Origin of the sequence: Streptomyces sp. NPDC002935 (assembly GCF_040611295.1) — a bacterium.
Classification (GTDB): Bacteria; Actinomycetota; Actinomycetes; order Streptomycetales; family Streptomycetaceae; genus Streptomyces.
The window spans coordinates 77,198-93,735 of record NZ_JBEXNW010000006.1 but is presented as its reverse complement, the minus strand read 5'-3'; the positions used below and the strand labels follow the sequence as shown (position 1 = coordinate 93,735).

General features: G+C 69.7%; 11 protein-coding genes and 3 pseudogenes. 12 read left to right on the top strand and 2 right to left on the bottom strand.

Annotated features, from left to right (window positions below; all coding sequences use genetic code 11):
• Nucleotides 1-9 precede the first annotated feature (9 nt).
• From ABZX90_RS09800 to ABZX90_RS09765, 8 genes and pseudogenes are all read left to right on the top strand, one after another.
• Nucleotides 10-951 carry a helix-turn-helix domain-containing protein gene (locus ABZX90_RS09800; protein ID WP_351133573.1) on the top strand — a complete coding sequence of 314 codons (942 nt, stop codon included), beginning with the start codon at nt 10-12 and terminating at the stop codon, nt 949-951.
• A 667-nt stretch (nt 952-1,618) separates the two neighbouring features.
• Nucleotides 1,619-2,623, top strand: a complete 1,005-nt coding sequence (locus ABZX90_RS09795; RefSeq protein ID WP_355203073.1) for a GNAT family N-acetyltransferase — start codon at nt 1,619-1,621, stop codon at nt 2,621-2,623.
• Nucleotides 2,624-2,731: 108 nt separating this feature from the next.
• The gene (locus tag ABZX90_RS09790; RefSeq protein WP_355203070.1) at nt 2,732-2,962 is read left to right on the top strand and encodes a hypothetical protein; all 231 of its coding nucleotides are present in this window, start codon (nt 2,732-2,734) and stop codon (nt 2,960-2,962) included.
• 221 nt (nt 2,963-3,183) lie between these two features.
• Nucleotides 3,184-3,978, top strand: a complete 795-nt coding sequence (locus ABZX90_RS09785; RefSeq protein WP_355203067.1) for a VOC family protein — start codon at nt 3,184-3,186, stop codon at nt 3,976-3,978.
• Nucleotides 3,979-4,127: 149 nt separating this feature from the next.
• Nucleotides 4,128-5,577, top strand: a pseudogene (gene rox, locus ABZX90_RS09780) (rifampin monooxygenase).
• A 221-nt stretch (nt 5,578-5,798) separates the two neighbouring features.
• Nucleotides 5,799-6,290: a hypothetical protein gene (locus tag ABZX90_RS09775; RefSeq protein ID WP_351133585.1), complete on the top strand. Its 492-nt coding sequence runs from the start codon at nt 5,799-5,801 to the stop codon at nt 6,288-6,290.
• 403 nt (nt 6,291-6,693) lie between these two features.
• Nucleotides 6,694-7,899, top strand: a pseudogene (locus tag ABZX90_RS09770) (glycosyltransferase); the annotation flags it as partial.
• 18 nt (nt 7,900-7,917) lie between these two features.
• The gene (locus ABZX90_RS09765) at nt 7,918-8,667 is read left to right on the top strand and encodes a methyltransferase domain-containing protein (RefSeq protein WP_351133597.1); all 750 of its coding nucleotides are present in this window, start codon (nt 7,918-7,920) and stop codon (nt 8,665-8,667) included.
• 845 nt (nt 8,668-9,512) lie between these two features.
• On the opposite strand, the gene ABZX90_RS09760 is transcribed toward ABZX90_RS09765, so the two are convergent.
• A complete protein-coding gene (locus tag ABZX90_RS09760; protein WP_351133589.1) occupies nt 9,513-9,872 on the bottom strand; it encodes a helix-turn-helix domain-containing protein in 360 nt (119 codons plus the stop codon).
• Nucleotides 9,873-9,952: 80 nt separating this feature from the next.
• Between ABZX90_RS09760 and ABZX90_RS09755 the strand changes: the two genes are divergently transcribed.
• The 3 genes and pseudogenes from ABZX90_RS09755 to ABZX90_RS09745 all read left to right on the top strand — a co-directional run bounded on the left by ABZX90_RS09755 (nt 9,953) and on the right by ABZX90_RS09745 (nt 14,922).
• Nucleotides 9,953-10,657 carry an SDR family oxidoreductase gene (locus ABZX90_RS09755; protein WP_351133591.1) on the top strand — a complete coding sequence of 235 codons (705 nt, stop codon included), beginning with the start codon at nt 9,953-9,955 and terminating at the stop codon, nt 10,655-10,657.
• Nucleotides 10,658-10,813: 156 nt separating this feature from the next.
• Nucleotides 10,814-11,322, top strand: a pseudogene (locus ABZX90_RS09750) (DUF1731 domain-containing protein); the annotation flags it as partial.
• Between the two features lie 771 nt (nt 11,323-12,093).
• On the top strand, nt 12,094-14,922 hold the full coding sequence (locus tag ABZX90_RS09745; RefSeq protein WP_355203062.1) for an NACHT domain-containing protein: 2,829 nt from the start codon (nt 12,094-12,096) through the stop codon (nt 14,920-14,922).
• 327 nt (nt 14,923-15,249) lie between these two features.
• Here ABZX90_RS09745 and ABZX90_RS09740 read toward each other — a convergent pair whose 3' ends face one another.
• Complete coding sequence (locus ABZX90_RS09740) at nt 15,250-15,915, bottom strand: hypothetical protein (RefSeq protein WP_351135144.1); 666 nt, start codon at nt 15,913-15,915, stop codon at nt 15,250-15,252.
• A 229-nt stretch (nt 15,916-16,144) separates the two neighbouring features.
• On the opposite strand from ABZX90_RS09740, the gene ABZX90_RS09735 reads away from it, so the two are divergent.
• The gene (locus tag ABZX90_RS09735) at nt 16,145-16,438 is read left to right on the top strand and encodes a hypothetical protein (RefSeq protein WP_351135146.1); all 294 of its coding nucleotides are present in this window, start codon (nt 16,145-16,147) and stop codon (nt 16,436-16,438) included.
• The last annotated feature ends 100 nt before the right edge of the window (nt 16,439-16,538 follow it).

Sequence of the window (16,538 nt, the reverse complement as noted above, 5' to 3'; positions counted from 1 at the left end):
GCTGCGGCCGTGTCCTGTGAAGACACGTTCGACTGGTTCTGTGAGACGGTGTCCAGTGACGTGATGCCTGTCAGCCTCAGTACCCGGCACACAGCCGACTTCCGTGCCGACATCACGGACCTGGACCTCGGCGCCGCGCGACTGTCGACATTCGCCTGCTCGCCGGTGCTGGCGCGCCGTACCCCCGCTCACGTCCGCACAGGCGATTCCGAGCAGTACCAGATCGCGCTGGTCACGCGAGGGGCCTTCAGGGTCTCTCAGCGAGGCCACCGTTCCGTGATCGCCGGGGATCTGGTGTTGACCAACACGTCACATCCGGTGGAGACCCAAACGGTCGGCGACGCCGACGGGCAGGTTGAAATGGTCATGCTCCAGATACCCCGGGCCGTCCTGCCGCTGCGGTCGGACAGAGTGGACCGCCTTCTCGGGCAGCGCATCCCCGCGAGCGAGGGAACTACGGCGATCCTCGCCGGCTTTCTCGGCACGCTGCGCAGCCACGGCCCGCAATGCGGCGGTGAGGAGATCAACCGCCTGGGATCCATGACGCTCGACCTGGCCACCGCCTGCCTGGCCCAGCAATTGGGAGCGCTGGACGAGGCGCCGGCCGAGGCCCGCGCACAAGTGATGCGGCAGCGCATCAACGCATTCATCGAGCACAACCTCGGAGACCCTGAACTGACGCCTCAGGCGATCGCGGACCGGCACAACATCTCCCTGCGCACTCTCTACAACCTGTTCCGCGAGCAGCCCTTCAGCGTCGCGGCAACCATCCGCAGTGAGCGGATCGAACGCTGCCGTCTCGACCTGGCGAGCCGAGACCTGAGTAGCCAGCCCGTCCAGGCAATTGCGGCACGGTGGGGTTTTTCCAGCGCCACGGCCTTCTCTCGCGCCTTCCGCGAGGTGCACGGCGTCACCCCCACCGAGTACCGCGCGAATGCCCTGCTCACGTAGGTGCACGGGGTGTCGAGCACGTAGGTGCACGAAGTGTCGAAGGTGCGTGCACGTCCTGCACACTGCCGTGCTTCGCGTGGCCATAGATTGAAGATCGCTGGAGGCAACCTCTTTCGGAGTGAGTGGTGCGGCTGCTCCAGCGATCTCGGCCTGGGGGCGGTTCAGCGCAAGCCAGGGCGGGTTGTTCGAGCTGGATCAGCCTTGGGGGAACAGTCATGCAGCATGCGCGTGGGTTTTTAGGACCGCGGCGCTGCGCAGCCTGCGCGTCGCAGAGGGCGTCTCACGCTGCTGGTTGCTTGTTTCGGCGATCCTGGGGCGTCCCGATCCCATTGATGTGCGGACTCCTCGGGCAGCGGTGTCGCTGCAGAGTCGCACGTTGCAGCGGCCCGGCGCTCCGGAGCCGGGAGCTTCGGCGGTAGGGCAGGCCGGCTCTTCTCAGGCCGATCCGCCCTGGCCGCGAGGCCGCCCCGGCCGCGACGAAGCTGCCACTTTCGCTGAGAAGACGCCGGAAGCCGACGCCGACCCTCGACGCACCCGCGGACGCGGGCGACGCAGTCGCTGACGCGGGGCACCACCTCACTTGCCCGGGTTGCCGGCCGATGTGCCGACCATCAGCCCCCCATAGCTTCACGGCAGTTCGACCACATCGACTTCGGGAGTCACCGCCTTGTCCGAGCACGTCCACCTCACACCGCTCCGCGGCAGCATCTCAGTCACCTACGCCGCCGCCTGGCATCAGGTCGTCGCCGCCTCGATGGCCCACGACCTGCCCGGCGTACCGCCTCCCAGCCCCGGTCAGATTCACGCCCAGCTCACCAAGCCCACCCTGGACAGCCACCGGCTGACCTGGCTGGCCGCCGGGGCGGGCGGCGTCCCCGTCGGAGTCGCGGGCCTGCGGCTGTTCACCTCCCGGGGCAGGGATCACCTCGCCGAACTGGAGCTCCACGTCGACCCCTCCCACCGGCGCAACGGAACCGGGTCGCAGCTGCTTTCCGCGGTCGTGGAGGCCTGTCGCACCGAGGACCGGCGCAGCCTGATCGTCGAGGCGGCGGCCGACAGCCCGGGCGAAGCCTTCTGCGAGCGGTGGAGCTTCCGCCGGGCCCTGTCCCTGGACCATCTGATCCTGCACCTCGACAAGCTGGACGAGGCCGAGATCCTCCGCGTCGCCGGCGCCGAGCACCCCGGCTACCGGCTGACCAGCTGGACCGGCACGGTGCCCGACGACCTCTCCAAGGCCTTCGCCGCCGCCAAGAACGCGATGAACGACATGCCCGTCGGAGACCTCGACTACGGCACCGTGGACTGGGACGCCGAGCGCGTACGGGCCATGGCCCAGGTGATCGCAGACCGAGGGGACACCCTGCTGACCATCGCCGCCGTCCACGACGACGGCACCATGGCCGGCTACACCGAGATCCTGCTCCCCCAGGGCGCGCCGTCACGGGCCCAGCAGTACGACACCGCGGTCGTGCCCGCGCACCGCGGCCATGGTCTGGGGCTGTGGATCAAGGCTGCGATGGTGCGCCGACTGCCCGCCGAGTACCCCGGTGTCACCGAGATCGAGACCGACAACGCCGAGGACAACGTCCACATGCTGGCGGTCAACCGGGAGTTGGGGTTCCGCTCCTACCGGCGCACGCGCGAGTTCCAGCTCGACATCCCCAGGGCCTGATCCCGTACCTGGTTCCGCACCGAAGAGATGAGCACCCTTTGCGCAAGCTGACTACGCGGGCCGCTGGGGATCGCGGACCGCGCCGCCGAGCGGTTCGACACCGTCGTCATGGGCCGCGCGACCTACGAGGTGGGCCTGAAGGACGGACTCACCAGCCCGTACGACCACCTGAAGCAGTACGTCGTCTCCTCCACGCTGACCAGCCCCGATCCGGCGGTGACCGTCGTCGACGACCCTGGCGCCCTGGTCCGCAGGTCAAGAAGCAGGACGGCATGGGGATCTGGCTGTGCGGAGGCGGCAAGCTGGCGGGCGCGCTCCGCGACGAGATCGACGAACTGATCATCAAGCGCAACCCCATCGTCATCGGATCCGGCATCCCCTGTTCGACGGCCCCTTCACCCCGACGAACTTCACCCCGGTCACCACGCGATCCTTCGACTCCGGCCTCACCATCACCACCTTCTCGAAGGTGCCGCCGACGGCGGATGCGCGGGACTGAAGGACCTGCTGACACCACCGACCCACCGACCAGCCCACCCCATACCTCCCGAGGAGCCGCCGTGAACGTCTCTGCCTCCACCCTCTCCCTCACCGTCGCCGACGTGGACGCATCCCGCGAGTTCCTCGGTACCCACCTCGGCTTTCAGGTGGCCATGGCCGACGACGGCTTCGCCTCCCTGACCCGCGAGGACGCTGCCGTCGACATCGTCCTGCTCCGCAGGGGCACCCAAGTCCTCCCCGCCGAGCAGCGCGACCGGGAGGCGACCGGCCTGATCCTCGCCCTCACGGTCACCGACCTGGACGCCGAGGAGGCCCGGCTGCGCGCGGCGGGCGCCCCCATCACCATGCCGCTGCGCGAAGAGCCCTGGGGCGAGCGTCTGTTCCAGATGACCGACCCCAACGGGGTCGTCATCCAGCTCGTCGAATGGACCAGCCCCGACCAGGCCGGGGGCCAGACCGCGGACGTGAGCGAGGACACCGCCATGCGCGTGATCACCCCCGCGCCCGAGAGCGTCACCGTCTCCCCGAACGCCACGATGGCCGGCCTGGCGGCGCCCAGCCGCGGAAGCGCCGAACTCAGCACGTGGACGGTCGCGATGGAGGCCGGGGCGGCGGGTCCCGAGCACTCCATCAGCCGTGAGCAGGTCTGGACGGTCACCGCTGGAGCCCTGGAGGTGACGTGCGACGGCCGTACCGAGAGGGTCTCGGCCGGCCAGACCCTGGTCCTGCCGCCTGACCTGGTCCGTCGGATTCACGCACTGGAGCCGGCCGAGGCCCACGTCGCGATGCGCGCCGACGGAGTCGCCTCCGTTCCCGGCACCGAGGGCACCCGTGAACTGCCCTGGGCCCAGTAGTTCAAGACGGGGGGAAGAGTCGTTGCCTACCTCTGGAATCGGTGCCGCTTCGCGCAGGAGGCTGCCCGTCGACAGGGGACGAAGACGAAAGAGGCACCAGTCGAAGCCAGGGCCTGCGCGAGTACACGGGGGTTGAGATGGTTGACGTGATGACTGACGTGATTGTTGCCGGTGGTGGACCTACCGGTTTGATGCTGGCCGGCGAGCTGCGGCTGGCCGGGGTGCGAACGGTCGTGCTGGAGAAGCTGGCCGAGCCGACCCGGCAGAGCCGCGGACAGGGCCTGCACGCGCGCAGCGTCGAGATGATGGACCAGCGCGGCCTGTTGGGCCGGTTCCTCGCGGTCAGTGAGAAGTTCCAGGTCGGCGGTCTCTTCGGCGGCATTGCCAAGCCGTGGCCGGAGCGGTTGGACACGGCTCACCCGTACGGTGTCGCCACTCCGCAGCCGGTCACCGAGCGGCTGCTCAACGAGCGCGCGCTGGAACTCGGTACGGAGATCCGGCGCGGCTGCGAAGTGGTCGGGCTGAGCCAGTCCGAAGACGGGGCCGCGGCCGGGGTGACCGTCGAGCTGGCGGACGGCACCCGGTTGCGCTCGCGTTACCTCGTCGGCTGCGACGGCGGCCGCAGTACGGTGCGCAAGCTGCTCGGCGTGGACTTCCCCGGCGAGCCCGCCACGGTGGAGACGCTCCTTGGCGACATGGAGGTGACCGAGGATCCGGCGACGATCGCCGCCGTCGTCGAGGGGGTCCGCAAGACTCAACTGCGGTTCGGTGTCTCCCCTGCCGGGGACGGGAACGAGGGTGTTTTCCGCGTCGTGGTGCCTGCCGACGGGGTGTCCGAGGACCGTGCGACCGCGCCGACCCTCGACGAGTTCAAGCAGCAGCTGCGGGCGTTCGCGGGCACCGACTTCGGCGTGCACTCGCCGCGTTGGCTGTCGCGGTTCGGCGATGCCACCCGGCAGGTCAGAGCGCTATCGGGTCGGCCGGGTGCTGCTGGCCGGCGACGCGGCGCACATCCACCCGCCGACCGGTGGGCAGGGGCTCAACCTCGGTGTGCAGGACGCGTTCAACCTCGGCTGGAAGCTGGCCGCCGTGGTCGAAGGCTGGGCGCCGGAGGGTCTCCTCGACACCTACCACGCCGAACGGCACCCGGTGGGCGCCCGCGTGCTGGAGAACACCCGCGCGCAGATCACGCTGCTTGGAGCCGATCCGGGTCCGACCGCGCTGCGGGAGCTGTTCTCGAAGCTGATGGACTTCGAGGAGGTGAACCGGTACGTGACCGAGATGATCACCGCCGTCGGGGTCCGCTACGACTTCGGCGAGGGCCACGAACTGCTCGGCCGGCGGATGCGGGACCTGGAGCTGAAGCGGGGTCGCATCTACGAGCTGATGCACGGCGGCCGCGGGCTGCTGCTCGACCAGACCGGTCGGCTCTCCGTGGAGGGCTGGGCGGACCGGGTCGACCATGTCGTCGACGTCAGCGAGGAACTGGACGTGCCCGCGGTGCTGCTGCGGCCGGACGGCCACGTGGCGTGGGTCGGCGAAGACCAGCAGGACCTGCTCGGCCACCTGCCCCAGTGGTTCGGCACCGCCACCGGCTGAGCGCGCCGTCAGGGCCGGCAGGGGGTGGCTTGCCGTTCCCGGTCGGGGAGCCCGCTGCGGAGTGGGGCCTACTCGTCCAGCCGGCCCGCATCGACCACGCGACGGTGCTGGTGGTGGCGGTCATCGTGCGCTCCGCGGTGTGTGTCGGGCGGCCCTCAGCCTGTTGATCAACGTGATGTGCGTTTCGGAATATTGTCGTGACTGATTGTGAAGAGGTTGCTGTGCGACGATCGATGCGTTTGTTCCTGGCGTTTTGTTCTGTTCTCGGTCTTGTCGTGGTGACTGGTGGTGTGGCTCAGGCGGCCGAGCCCGGTGAGAAGGTTTGCTACCGGGCTCACATCGCCAACGTCGGGTGGACACAGGGTTGGAAGTGCGACGGAGAGCAGGCCGGGCTCACTGGCGTGAGCGCGCCGATCGAGGCCCTCGAGATCCAGGTTTGGGGCCTGGGCAGCTTCTGCGCGAAGGCCCATTTGCGGAACACGGGTGACGAGTTCGATGAGTGCGTGGGCAGCGGTCAGGTGATCCGGGTCGGCGACGAGGGCAAGTCGATCCGCATCGAGCAGGTGTCGGTGCGTCCCGACCACCCGGGTCTGCATGGGCGCGCTCACGTGCAGAACAAGGGCTGGCTGGACCCGGACGCCGGATATGAAATCCTCCTCGGCACAAAGAGCGAGGCTCTGAACCTGGAGGCCGTTGAGATGTGGATTGTGTAGTCCTCTGTTGAGCTCCCTTCAGGCCCCCACTCCCCTATCAATTCCTGGAGCAGGGGCCTGAACGGTTCAAGGCCCGGGACCGTAGGTCTGGACGGTCACCGCGGGCGCCCTGGAGGTGACCTGCGACGGCCGCCCGAGAAGGTCTCGGCCAGCCAGACCCTGATCCTGCCGCCGGCCCTCGTCCGCCGGATCCATGCCCCGGAACGGGCCGAGGCCCACGTGTCGATGCGCTCCGACGGAGTCGCCTCCGTTCCCGGCACCGAGGGCACCCGCGAACTGCCCTGGTCACGGTAGCCGCGGCTGCCGCGCGCACGAGATTGTCCTCAGGGGTTTCCGGCAACGCCCGGACCCTCCCGCACCATCGCCGGTCGAGGCCGGAATACACAGAAACGAGAATGACTGAATGCGTGTGCTGATCATGGCTTACGGGTCACGCGGCGACATCACGCCGTTGGCCGCACTCGCGGCACAGCTGGGGAAACTCGGCGCGGAAGTACGGGTATGCGCGCCTCCGGACGAGGAGTTCGCGCAGATGCTGGCCGCCGTCGGCGTGGAGCACGTGCCGTTCGGCCGACCGGTGCGACCGCTGGTGACCGGGACGCCGCCGTCACCCGGTTTCGCGACCGAGTTCGCGGCCGAGCTGGTTGCAGAGCACTTCGACACGGTCGCCGCGGCCGCCGAGGGATGCGACGTGCTGGTGGCGACGGGCCTGATGCCGGCCGGCGCGCGGTCGGTGGCCGAGAAGCTGGGCATCCGCTACGTGTACGCCTGCTTCCACCCGTTCGAGATGCCGTCGACGCACTACCCGCCGTCGTCGCGGCCGGGCCCGCCGATTTCGACCGACGCGATCGACATGACCGACAACCGGGCCCTGTGGGACCTGGACGTCCAGAAGGTGAACGCGCTGTACCTCGCGCCGCTCAACGCCCACCGTGCAGAGATCGGACTGCTGCCGGTGGAGAACGTCCGCGACCATGTCTTCGGCGACCGGCCGTGGCTGGCGGCGGACCCGGTCCTGGGGCCGTGGCAGGAGCTGACGGACCTCGAACTGGTGCAGACCGGCGCGTGGATCCTGCCCGACGAACGCCCGCTGCCGACCGACCTGGAGGAGTTCCTGGGTGCCGGCACCCCGCCGGTGTACGTGGGCTTCGGCAGCATGCCGATGCGGGCCGCGACAGACGTTGCCCGGGTGACCGTCGAGGCGGTCCGCGCGCAGGGCCGCCGCGTGCTCGTCTCGCGAGGCTGGGCAGAACTGGGCCTGGTCGACGACGCGGACGACTGCTTCGCCGTCGGTGATGTCAACCACCAGTACCTGTTCCGCCGGGTCGCGGCCGTCGTGCACCACGGTGGCGCGGGCACCACGACCACCGCCGCCCGAGCCGGTGCACCCCAGGTGGTGGTGCCCCAGTTCGTGGACCAGCCGCACTGGGCCGCCCGAGTGGCCGACCTGGGCATCGGCGCGGCCCACGACGGCCCGGCCCCGACCTTCGAGTCCCTGTCAGCCGCGCTCAGGGCGGCGCTGACCCCCGAGACGGAAGCACGGGCGAAGGCCGTCGCCGGCACGATCCGCACTGACGGGACGGCGGTGGCCGCGAAGCTGCTCCTCGACATGGGCCACGGTGCGCCGATGAGCCGCGATCAGATCTCCATGATCGCCCATGCCGACCACCCGATAAAGTCTCCGCTCGACGACGACTCGGTCAGCCGCCTGCTCGAACGCGGCCTCCCGCGAGGCGACGAGCGAGTGCTCGACCTCGGATGCGGCACGGCGGAATGGCTTCTGCGCGCCCTGACGACGCGCCCGCACCTGCACGCCGAGGGCGTCGACATCTCGGAAGTCGCCCTGACGCAGGCCCGCCAGGCAGCGAGCAACCTCGCAGTCGACGAGCGCCTGGTCCTCCACCACCAGGAGGCTGCGGACTTCGTCTCTGCACAGCCGTTCGACCTGGTGATCAGCGTCGGCGCCGCCCATGCCTTCGGCGGTCTTCTCCCCACCCTCGCGGCGGCCCGCAAGCACCTGTCCCCCGGCGGCCGCGTTCTGATCGGTGAGTCGTTCTGGGACCGCGTCCCTTCACCGGCGGCCGTCGAGATGTTCGGCGACCTTGCCGACCTGGCGACCACGGTGGACCGCGTCGTCGCCGACGGATGGACCCCTGTCCACGGCCATGTCAGCACCCGCGGTGAGCTGGACGCCTACGAGTGGGCCTGCTGGGGCTCGCTGGCCTCATGGGCTCTGGACAACCCTGCCGATCCGGCCGGCGCACAGGCGCTGAACGCTGCCACCGCTCAGCGTTCGCAGTGGCTGCACAGGTACCGGGACAGCTTCGGCTTCCTCTGCCTGGTCCTACGTCAGACCCCCGTGACTACCGAGAAGTGAGTACACAGATGCAACCGACGTTCGTACTGGTCCACGGAGCCTTCGCGAACTCCTTCTCCTTCGCGCCTCTCCAGGCGGAACCGCAGGGGTGAACCATACGATGTCCAGGCCGTGTTGGAGTGCCTGCGCGGTCTGTGTGCGGATCCCCTCGCTGTCGGCCGCGGGCGGGGCAACCTGCAGGATGGTGCGGCGGCCCCGCCGAGTGAGGAGATGTACTCGAGATCCATGCGGTCAGCTCACCGGGCACCCCCGACCACGTTGACGGCCACAGCCCCCGACCACTGGTCACGATCGGGCACCATGCGCATCGGGCTGCCGTGGCCGGGCTCATGGCCGGGCCCGACCACGGGCTGATGACGATCTGCGAAATGGGCTCTGCCCGCGATTCCGGATTGAAGACCAGGCAGGAGCGCACTGTGACAGTTGCGAACGGCCAAGCCGCAGAATCGCCGCCCCTGCCTCCGAAGCCAGTTCTGCCCGGCATGGCTGCAGTTCGTCAGTTTCAGGGTCGATCTGGAGGAGCGCTCGGCGGCAAAGAGAAACGGCCCCTACCGAGGCGGGGGCCGTTTGCGTCCATCTACTCCAGTGTCAGCAAGAGAAGGGAAGGCGCGCCGCAGACGTTAGCACCCTCGGTGACCAGCGGCAACGCCTGGAAACTGGTGAAAGAGCGGGAGACGACTGCCCGGGTATAGGCGGAGGAACTTCGCACGGAAGCCGAGTGGGTACTGGCTGAACTCGCCGATCCGGAACGGGTGTTGGAGTGTCGGGTGACTGCCCGTGAGGAACTCGCCGAGACCCTGGCCGCCAGCCGTGACCGGGGTGCATGTCGGCAGTCGACTCATGGGTCAGAGAATCGGCTGGCGGGATCGGGCCGCCTCGATGTCCGGGACATGCTCTTCGGCCCAGAGTCGTACAGCGCGGAGCGGGATGAGCAGAGAGCGGCCCAGCGGTGTCAGCGCGTACTCGACACGGGGCGGGTTCTCGTCGTACGCGTGGCGGCTGACCAGACCGTCGGCTTCCAAGGAGCGCAGGGTTTCGGTCAGGACCTTCGGGGTGATGCCCCGGATATGCCCCTTCAGTTCGGTGAAGCGGCGAGGTCCGTCGTCGAGGGCGTTGACGACGAACACGGTCCAGCGGGCGCCGATGCGGTGCAGCACCGTGCGGCTCGGGCAGGTCGCTGCCATCACGTTGTAGGCCTTGCCCATCGCTGCTCCCAGTTTCGTTGAAGATACCGGTATCAAATCCATACCGTGGTGCTCGATCCTACGAAAGGGAGTCGAGACACATGGAACGGATCCTGGTCATCGGTGGTGCACGGGCGCTCGGCGCGGCCGTCGCGAGGCGTGCGGCGAAGGACGGGTACGACGTTGCTGTCGGCGCCCGCGATCTGGCTGCGGCCGACGCGCTGGCGCGCGAGATCGGCGCCACAGCGGTGCGGGTCGATCTGCAGGACGAGTCGACGCTCGAGGCCGCGGCAATACGGCTGAAGGACGGAATCGACCACATCGTGACGACCGGTTCGGCGCCGCACGACGTTCGCGCGACCGAGCTGGATCGCGACAAGCTGCTGGCCGCGTTCACGGCGAAGGTGGTCGGCCCGATGCTGGTGGCCAAGCACTTCGCGCCGGTCCTGCGGCCCACCGGGTCGATGGTGCTGTTCTCCGGTGTGGTCGGCTGGCGCCCTGGGCCGGGATCACTCGTCAAGGGGGTCACGAACGGTGCGGTCGAGTACGCCGCGCGCCACCTGGCGGCGGATCTTGCGCCGGTACGGGTCAATGCCGTCTCGCCCGGTGTCGTGGACTCCGGCGCATGGGATCGCCTTGGTGACAAGAAGACCGCCTTGCTGAGCAAGAGCGCGGACGGGACCTTCGTCGGACGCCACGGCGAGGCCGGCGACGTCGTCGACACGGTGATGTGGCTCCTGCGTGCGGGCTTTGTCTCCGGCGAGACGATCCACATCGAGGGCGGCGCCCGCCACAAGGCCGCCTGATCGGCAACGGCGTCCATCAAGCCGTGCGAGGCAGCGCTCGCGAGCTCGAAAGCACTCGGCAGCCAGGCGACGATGGACGGCGGGCGCCGCCGCCCTGATCGGACTCGCAGCTGGCATCCCCGCGGGCCACCTGGCCGACCGGCGCGGCCTGCGCCGACTCCCGCAACCCGCAAGGTGGCGCTGCGCTCGGCGATGGTCATGAGCCCGGATCGGGTCGGTGTGTTCGACGTACTGTCGCGGCTGGCTCGACTCGGGCTGGGCGGTCCGGTGGCCGGCGGCGCGCAGTACGTCTCCTGGATCCATGACGAGGACTTCGTGCGAGCGGTGGAGTTCCTGATCGCCCGGGACGACCTTGAGGAGCCGGTGAATCTCGCCTCGCCCCGGGCCCCTGCCGCACCGCGACTTCATGCGGGCGCTGCGCACGGCCCGGGGCGTCCCGGTGGGCTGCCGATGACGTGCTGGATGGCCGAGTTGGGGCATTCGCGCTGCGCTCGGACACGGAGCCGCTGCTCAAGAGCCGTCGGGTGGTGCCGGGCCGGCTGCGCGCAGCCGGGTTCGCTTTCGCGTATCCCGAGTGGGAGAGGGCTGCTATGTCCCTCGTGCAGCGGGCCAGGGTGGTTCGTGCGGCATCGGGTCGGGCCGGTGAATCGAGCCACGCTGCGTAGACGACCACAAGAAGTGGACCGGAGCCGGTTCTCGTGAATAAGGGCAGACCGGCGTAGCTGCGGTCCTCAACGCCGGACTGCGTTACGAGAGCCGCGACCGTGCGGCTGCGGCAAGGAACCCGCGTTCCGAGCCAGCTGCGGGCACGCCGAATCACAGCAGCCAGAACCGGCGCGACCCCCATGTGCTCGAACCGTATGCGCAGTCGCGGTTGCGCAGCAAGGGTGGCACTCATTGCGCAGGTGGCTGCGCAATGATTCCGAAGTCCTGCGCGGCAGGCGGATACAGGCGACTGCGCAGGGTGGGAAGGCGGCGTCAGCGTACTGGCTGCGCACTCGCCCATGCCGTGCGCAACCGCGTTGCTGCGATCTCTCCCGGGGAGCGATGCGCGCCCCGATCCGTCGCAGGACTTGCCGTCCGGGCCTGGGAGGCTCGGGGTTGTTCCCCCCTTCCCGCTGCTCTCAGGACGGTGACCGCCTCAGGGGCCGTGGTCGGGCTCATGGTCGGCCCGACCATGAGCCCGACCACGAGCCTTGTGTCCCCATCGTGGGAGGGTGCAGCTTCGCGGGAGCGAGCGGGTACGTCTGAACTGGTGTGCGTGTGACGGCAGCGGGTCTTCGGGTTCACCGTGTGGCGCGAAGCGGACGGGGGCTTGCCGGTTGAGCCCGTCTCGTACACAGAGAGTGATCGTTGGATTATTCTCCGTGCAGGTAGCCGGGTGCGACGGGGGCCGTGCGATGCGGTGGTGGAGACATGGCATTTGGCTGGGAGCGGTGGCCGTCACGGGAGCCGTGCTGGCCGTGGCACTGGCCAACGGGGACCTCGGCAACACGTCGTCGCTGACGGCGGTGCTTGGCTTCGGGCTGTCCGTCGTCGGATTGGCCGTGAACCTGTGGCGCGAAACTCCCGCCGACGGGGCTTCGTCGCCGGAGCGGCTGGAGGAGCTGGCGGGCCGGCTGGCGGTGGCGGTGGACGAGCAGTGGCACCGGGAGTGGCGGCTGCGGCGGCTGCAGGATCCGCATCCGCTCCAAGTGCGGTGGTCGCCGGCCGAGGCGTGGCTCGCCGACGACCCCGGCGACGACCGTCTGCCCGCGGATGTGGACAATCGCCTCGATGGCATCTCAGCCGCTGTGGATGCCGTGCCGTCGCGGCGGCTCGTGGTCCTGGGAGACCCGGGCAGCGGCAAGACCGTCCTCGCCGTCCGTTTCACCCTGGACCGGATCGCCCAGCGTGCGGACGGCGATCCGGTACCGGTGATCTTCCCCCTGTCGGGCTGGCAGCCTGATCGTGAGCCACTGCGGGAGTGGATGAACGCCCACCTGTCCGCCACCTACCCGGGCGCCCCGTGGACCCGGGAGCTGCTTGGTGCCGGTCTCGTGCTGCCCGTCCTGGACGGGCTGGACGAGATGCCCGAGTCGTCGTGGGGTGCCGCCCTGCGCCGACTCAATGCCGAACTCGACCCCGGAGAGCGGGTGTTGCTGACCTGCCGCACGGAGGCGTACACGAAGGCGGTGGAGACAGCGGACGTCTTTACCGCGGCTGCGGTGATCGAGCTGCGTCCGCTGAGCTTCGTGACCGCCGGCGACTACCTGCTGCGTACCGCCCGGCCGGTGCGCGGGGCGGGCGGGCAGCGGGCCACCCGCTGGGACCCCGTGCTGGCATACTTGCGCGCTCACCCGGACACGCCGGTGGCACAGACGCTGCGCAAGGCGCTCGGCACACCGTTGATGGTGGCTATGGCTCGGGCCGCCTACGGCGACACCGGCAGGAACCCGGCCGAACTCCTCGAAGACCGGTTCGCCGACCCGGCCGTGCTGGAGGAGCACCTGCTGGAGGCGTTCGTGCCCGCCGCGTTCGCGAACAGCCCGTACGCCGAGCGGGCTCGCGACTGGCTCGGATACCTCGCGGCGCACATGCAGCGGCTGACCACCCGGCGGCTGGCCTGGTGGCAGTTGCGCCTGGATCTGCCCTGGGTTCTGCGCAGACTCGGACCGATTCTGCTGCTGGGGTGCACGGGCGTGGCGCTCACTACCGTGCGGCTTGCGTCGCTTGGCCCGCTCCCGATGGTCGTCACGGCGTCCTTCGTCGCCGGGGTGGGGCTCGGATATCTGGTGCTGTCGCGTGGAGGCCCCGGCGCGGTCCGTGCTCCGGACTGGCGAAGAGTGCCGCGCGAGGCTGTCCTGGTCGCTGTCGCCGCAGTGCCCGTCGGGGTGGCCGTCGGCTGCACCACCAGCACCGGTCTGACGTGGTTCCAGTTGCTCCCGTCGCCGGCCGAGAGTGCTGGATGGCTCGGTTCGGTGGCGCTGGCCGTGGCGTGCGGCGTGGCCACGGCGACCGCCCTCGCCGTGCTGGGGGTCGTCGGCGAACCGCTGCCGTCCTACGCGTCGTTGGGCCGCCGCCGCCGCGTCACCTCCGCAGTGATCGTGCTGCTCGCCACGGCAGGCGCCTTCATCTTCCCGCTGTTCTTGCTCGCCCCTGTCTGGGTCGGTGCTGTGACGGCCGTGACGATCGGAGGTCTGGTCGCCCTCGGCTTGCGCACCGCTCCGAGCGGCGCGGGCGGGACAGCGCCCACAGGATCCAGCGGAACCTCCCGCGGGCGGTTTCGGCGCCCGCTGCTGCGGGGACTCACCGTCGGCCTGCTGGCCGGGCTGTGCCTGGGGCTCTCCTTCGGCCTCGCCGACGCCACCACCCTGAGCATCCGCGCCGCCGCACGCGAAGACTTCCCCCCTGGGACGGTGCACCGCCTGGCGGACGGTACCCGCTACGTGGTCACTGGGGACGGATGGGGCCACGGCCTACGCCCCGACGGCGACAGATACCTGCGCACCCCCAAACCGGTCGACGTCGTGGTCGAGGAATACTCCGACGGCAGCCGGTACGTCTTTACCGCCGAATCGCCCGAGCAGGCCGCCCAGTGGGACTGCTCATTGGGCGGGCGCTGCACGCCCATCCACGGCCACATCGAGCTTCACCTGCGCACGCCCGGCACCAATCTCACAGACAGATTGCCCAACGGCGCCTACGTGGAGGACTCCGACGTCCAGACCGTACCGCCCGACCACGCGCTGAACTGGCTGTTCGCCGCTCCGCCAGGTGCGCTCTTCGGCAGCACCTTCACCCTGGCGCTGACCGTCGGCCTCACGCTCGGCCTGGTCAGCGGTCTTGCCTCCGGCTTTCATGCAGGGCTTGTCTCCCCGGCCGACACCGCACGAGCGGTCAGCCCCCGGGCCGGACTGAGGACCGACCGGGCCACGGTCATCACCCGTGGCGTCACGCTGACCGCGTTCGGCATCGGCACCGCGATCGTGTCCTCCGGCGCGCTCACCGATCGGGTTGATCAGGCCCAGTACCTCGCGATCACGTTCATCGCGTGGATCCTCGCCGGCCCGTTCGCCGTCTTCCTCAGCGCTTGGGGCTGGTTCCTCGTCGCGAGGCTGTGGTTGTGCGGTACCGGGCGGCTTCCCTGGCGCCTGATGGCGTTCCTCGACGAGGCCCACCAGCGAGGGGTTTTGCGACAGGCCGGCGCCGCATACGAATTCCGGCATGCCCTGGTCCAGGAACAACTCGCATCCTCAGCCAGGCCCCAACGGACACGGCCGTAGTGCCCCAAGCCTGCCCGCGTGATCGGGTGCAGTCGAGGGATGTCACCGCAACGGTCCTTGTCCGGCCCTCGTGATCCAGCAGGCTGGCAGGCAGCCCGTTCGCCGGTGTTGAGGAGGATCGCGTGCCGTCCGAAGCCGGCATCCTGGACCCGCCGCCGTGCTGCGACAACGACACCCGACCCACAGGTCCAGCGCCACAACACAATGGCGGAGACCACCCCCGTGCCCGCGGGGATGTTCCCTCCCTGCCGCCGGTCGAGGCCCGGTCGAAGGACTGCTCCCCGCTGTCGGTCTAAAACTGACGATCGCCGTTGACACCTGTCGGGGTCACGACGAGCGGACCGGGTATCCCGCCGCGCGGATCTCGTCACGGACGTCGGCGAGGGAGATCTTCGGGTTCAGGCGTCTGACGATGTCCTCGTCCAGCGGGCGCTGCTCGTAGATGTCCCGCACCGCGTCGAGGTCCACGGGCCGTTCGTAGTAGTCCTTCGCCCATGATCGGAACGCCTGCGGTGTGCGCTCGGTGAGCATCGCGAACATCCATCCGGAGCCGTCGGGGTCCCTCTCCCCCTCGGGGAAGTCGATCCGGCCCGTGCGCCACCGGTCGTCCTCCTTCTCGCGCCACAGACAGCAGGTGACCATGGGCATGTCCTCGTCCTGGAAGGCCGGTTCCTCGACGGCGGAGCGGAACACCTCGGGCACCGTGTCCAGGACGCCGGGCCACACCTCGTCGTCCGCGTACGGGCTCATCGCCGACTCATGGTCGAAGCCCCGGATGTACGCACCGGCCGCCGAGAAGACCACGTCGTACTCGTCGCCGCCGCCGTTGCGCATCGAGAACCACTTCTCGCCGTCCCGTCCCTGCGCGCCGAAGGTGTAGTACCGATAGGCGCCGCCGTGATTGAGCACGGCCTCCGCTACGGCAATCGAGAGGCACAGGTCGTGCAACTCGGGCAGGTCAGGCAGCGAGGCCGCCACGTCATGAACAGTCATGACGTCATCCAAGCGCACACCACCGACAGCGCTGCCGGCCCGTCGCGCGCCACCCCCGGCGCGGCGGACGGCAGGTCCGGTCGACCTGGGCTCGGTGCACACGCGTCTCTGGCGGCTGGAGCCCGACCCGCATTGCCTGGGCGGCTAGCGCGTACTCGCCAATGGCGCCGACGTCGGCGCCATCGCCCCGGTCCACCACCGCAAGACGGAGACTGTCCGCTGGACGGCCGTGCATTGGCGGCGCACCCTCGGACGCGGCCCGTCCCACACGGACCGGGACATCGCCGCCCGGGTCGTCATCGAGGCCGAAGAGGCCTGGGTCCCGCTGCCCGACTTGGACGACGAGGCCTACGAGCGGATCCCGGCCGGCTTGCGCAGCAACCTCTACGGCACCGCCAGCCAAGTCGACCTGCGGCGCGGACGGCTCGCCCAGGTCCAGCCCAGCGCCTACCGCCAGCAGCTCCACGCCGCGATCGGCCAGGCACCGCGTACCGCCACGGCCGGATCCGCGGCCAGCACCTAGCCGTCCTGCTCGACGCCGCGCGCGAGCATCTCGGCGCCCCGAGCAGCACGCCGACTGCCCAGTTGCCGCACCCGGCAGCGGTGTGACTCGACTGCGACAC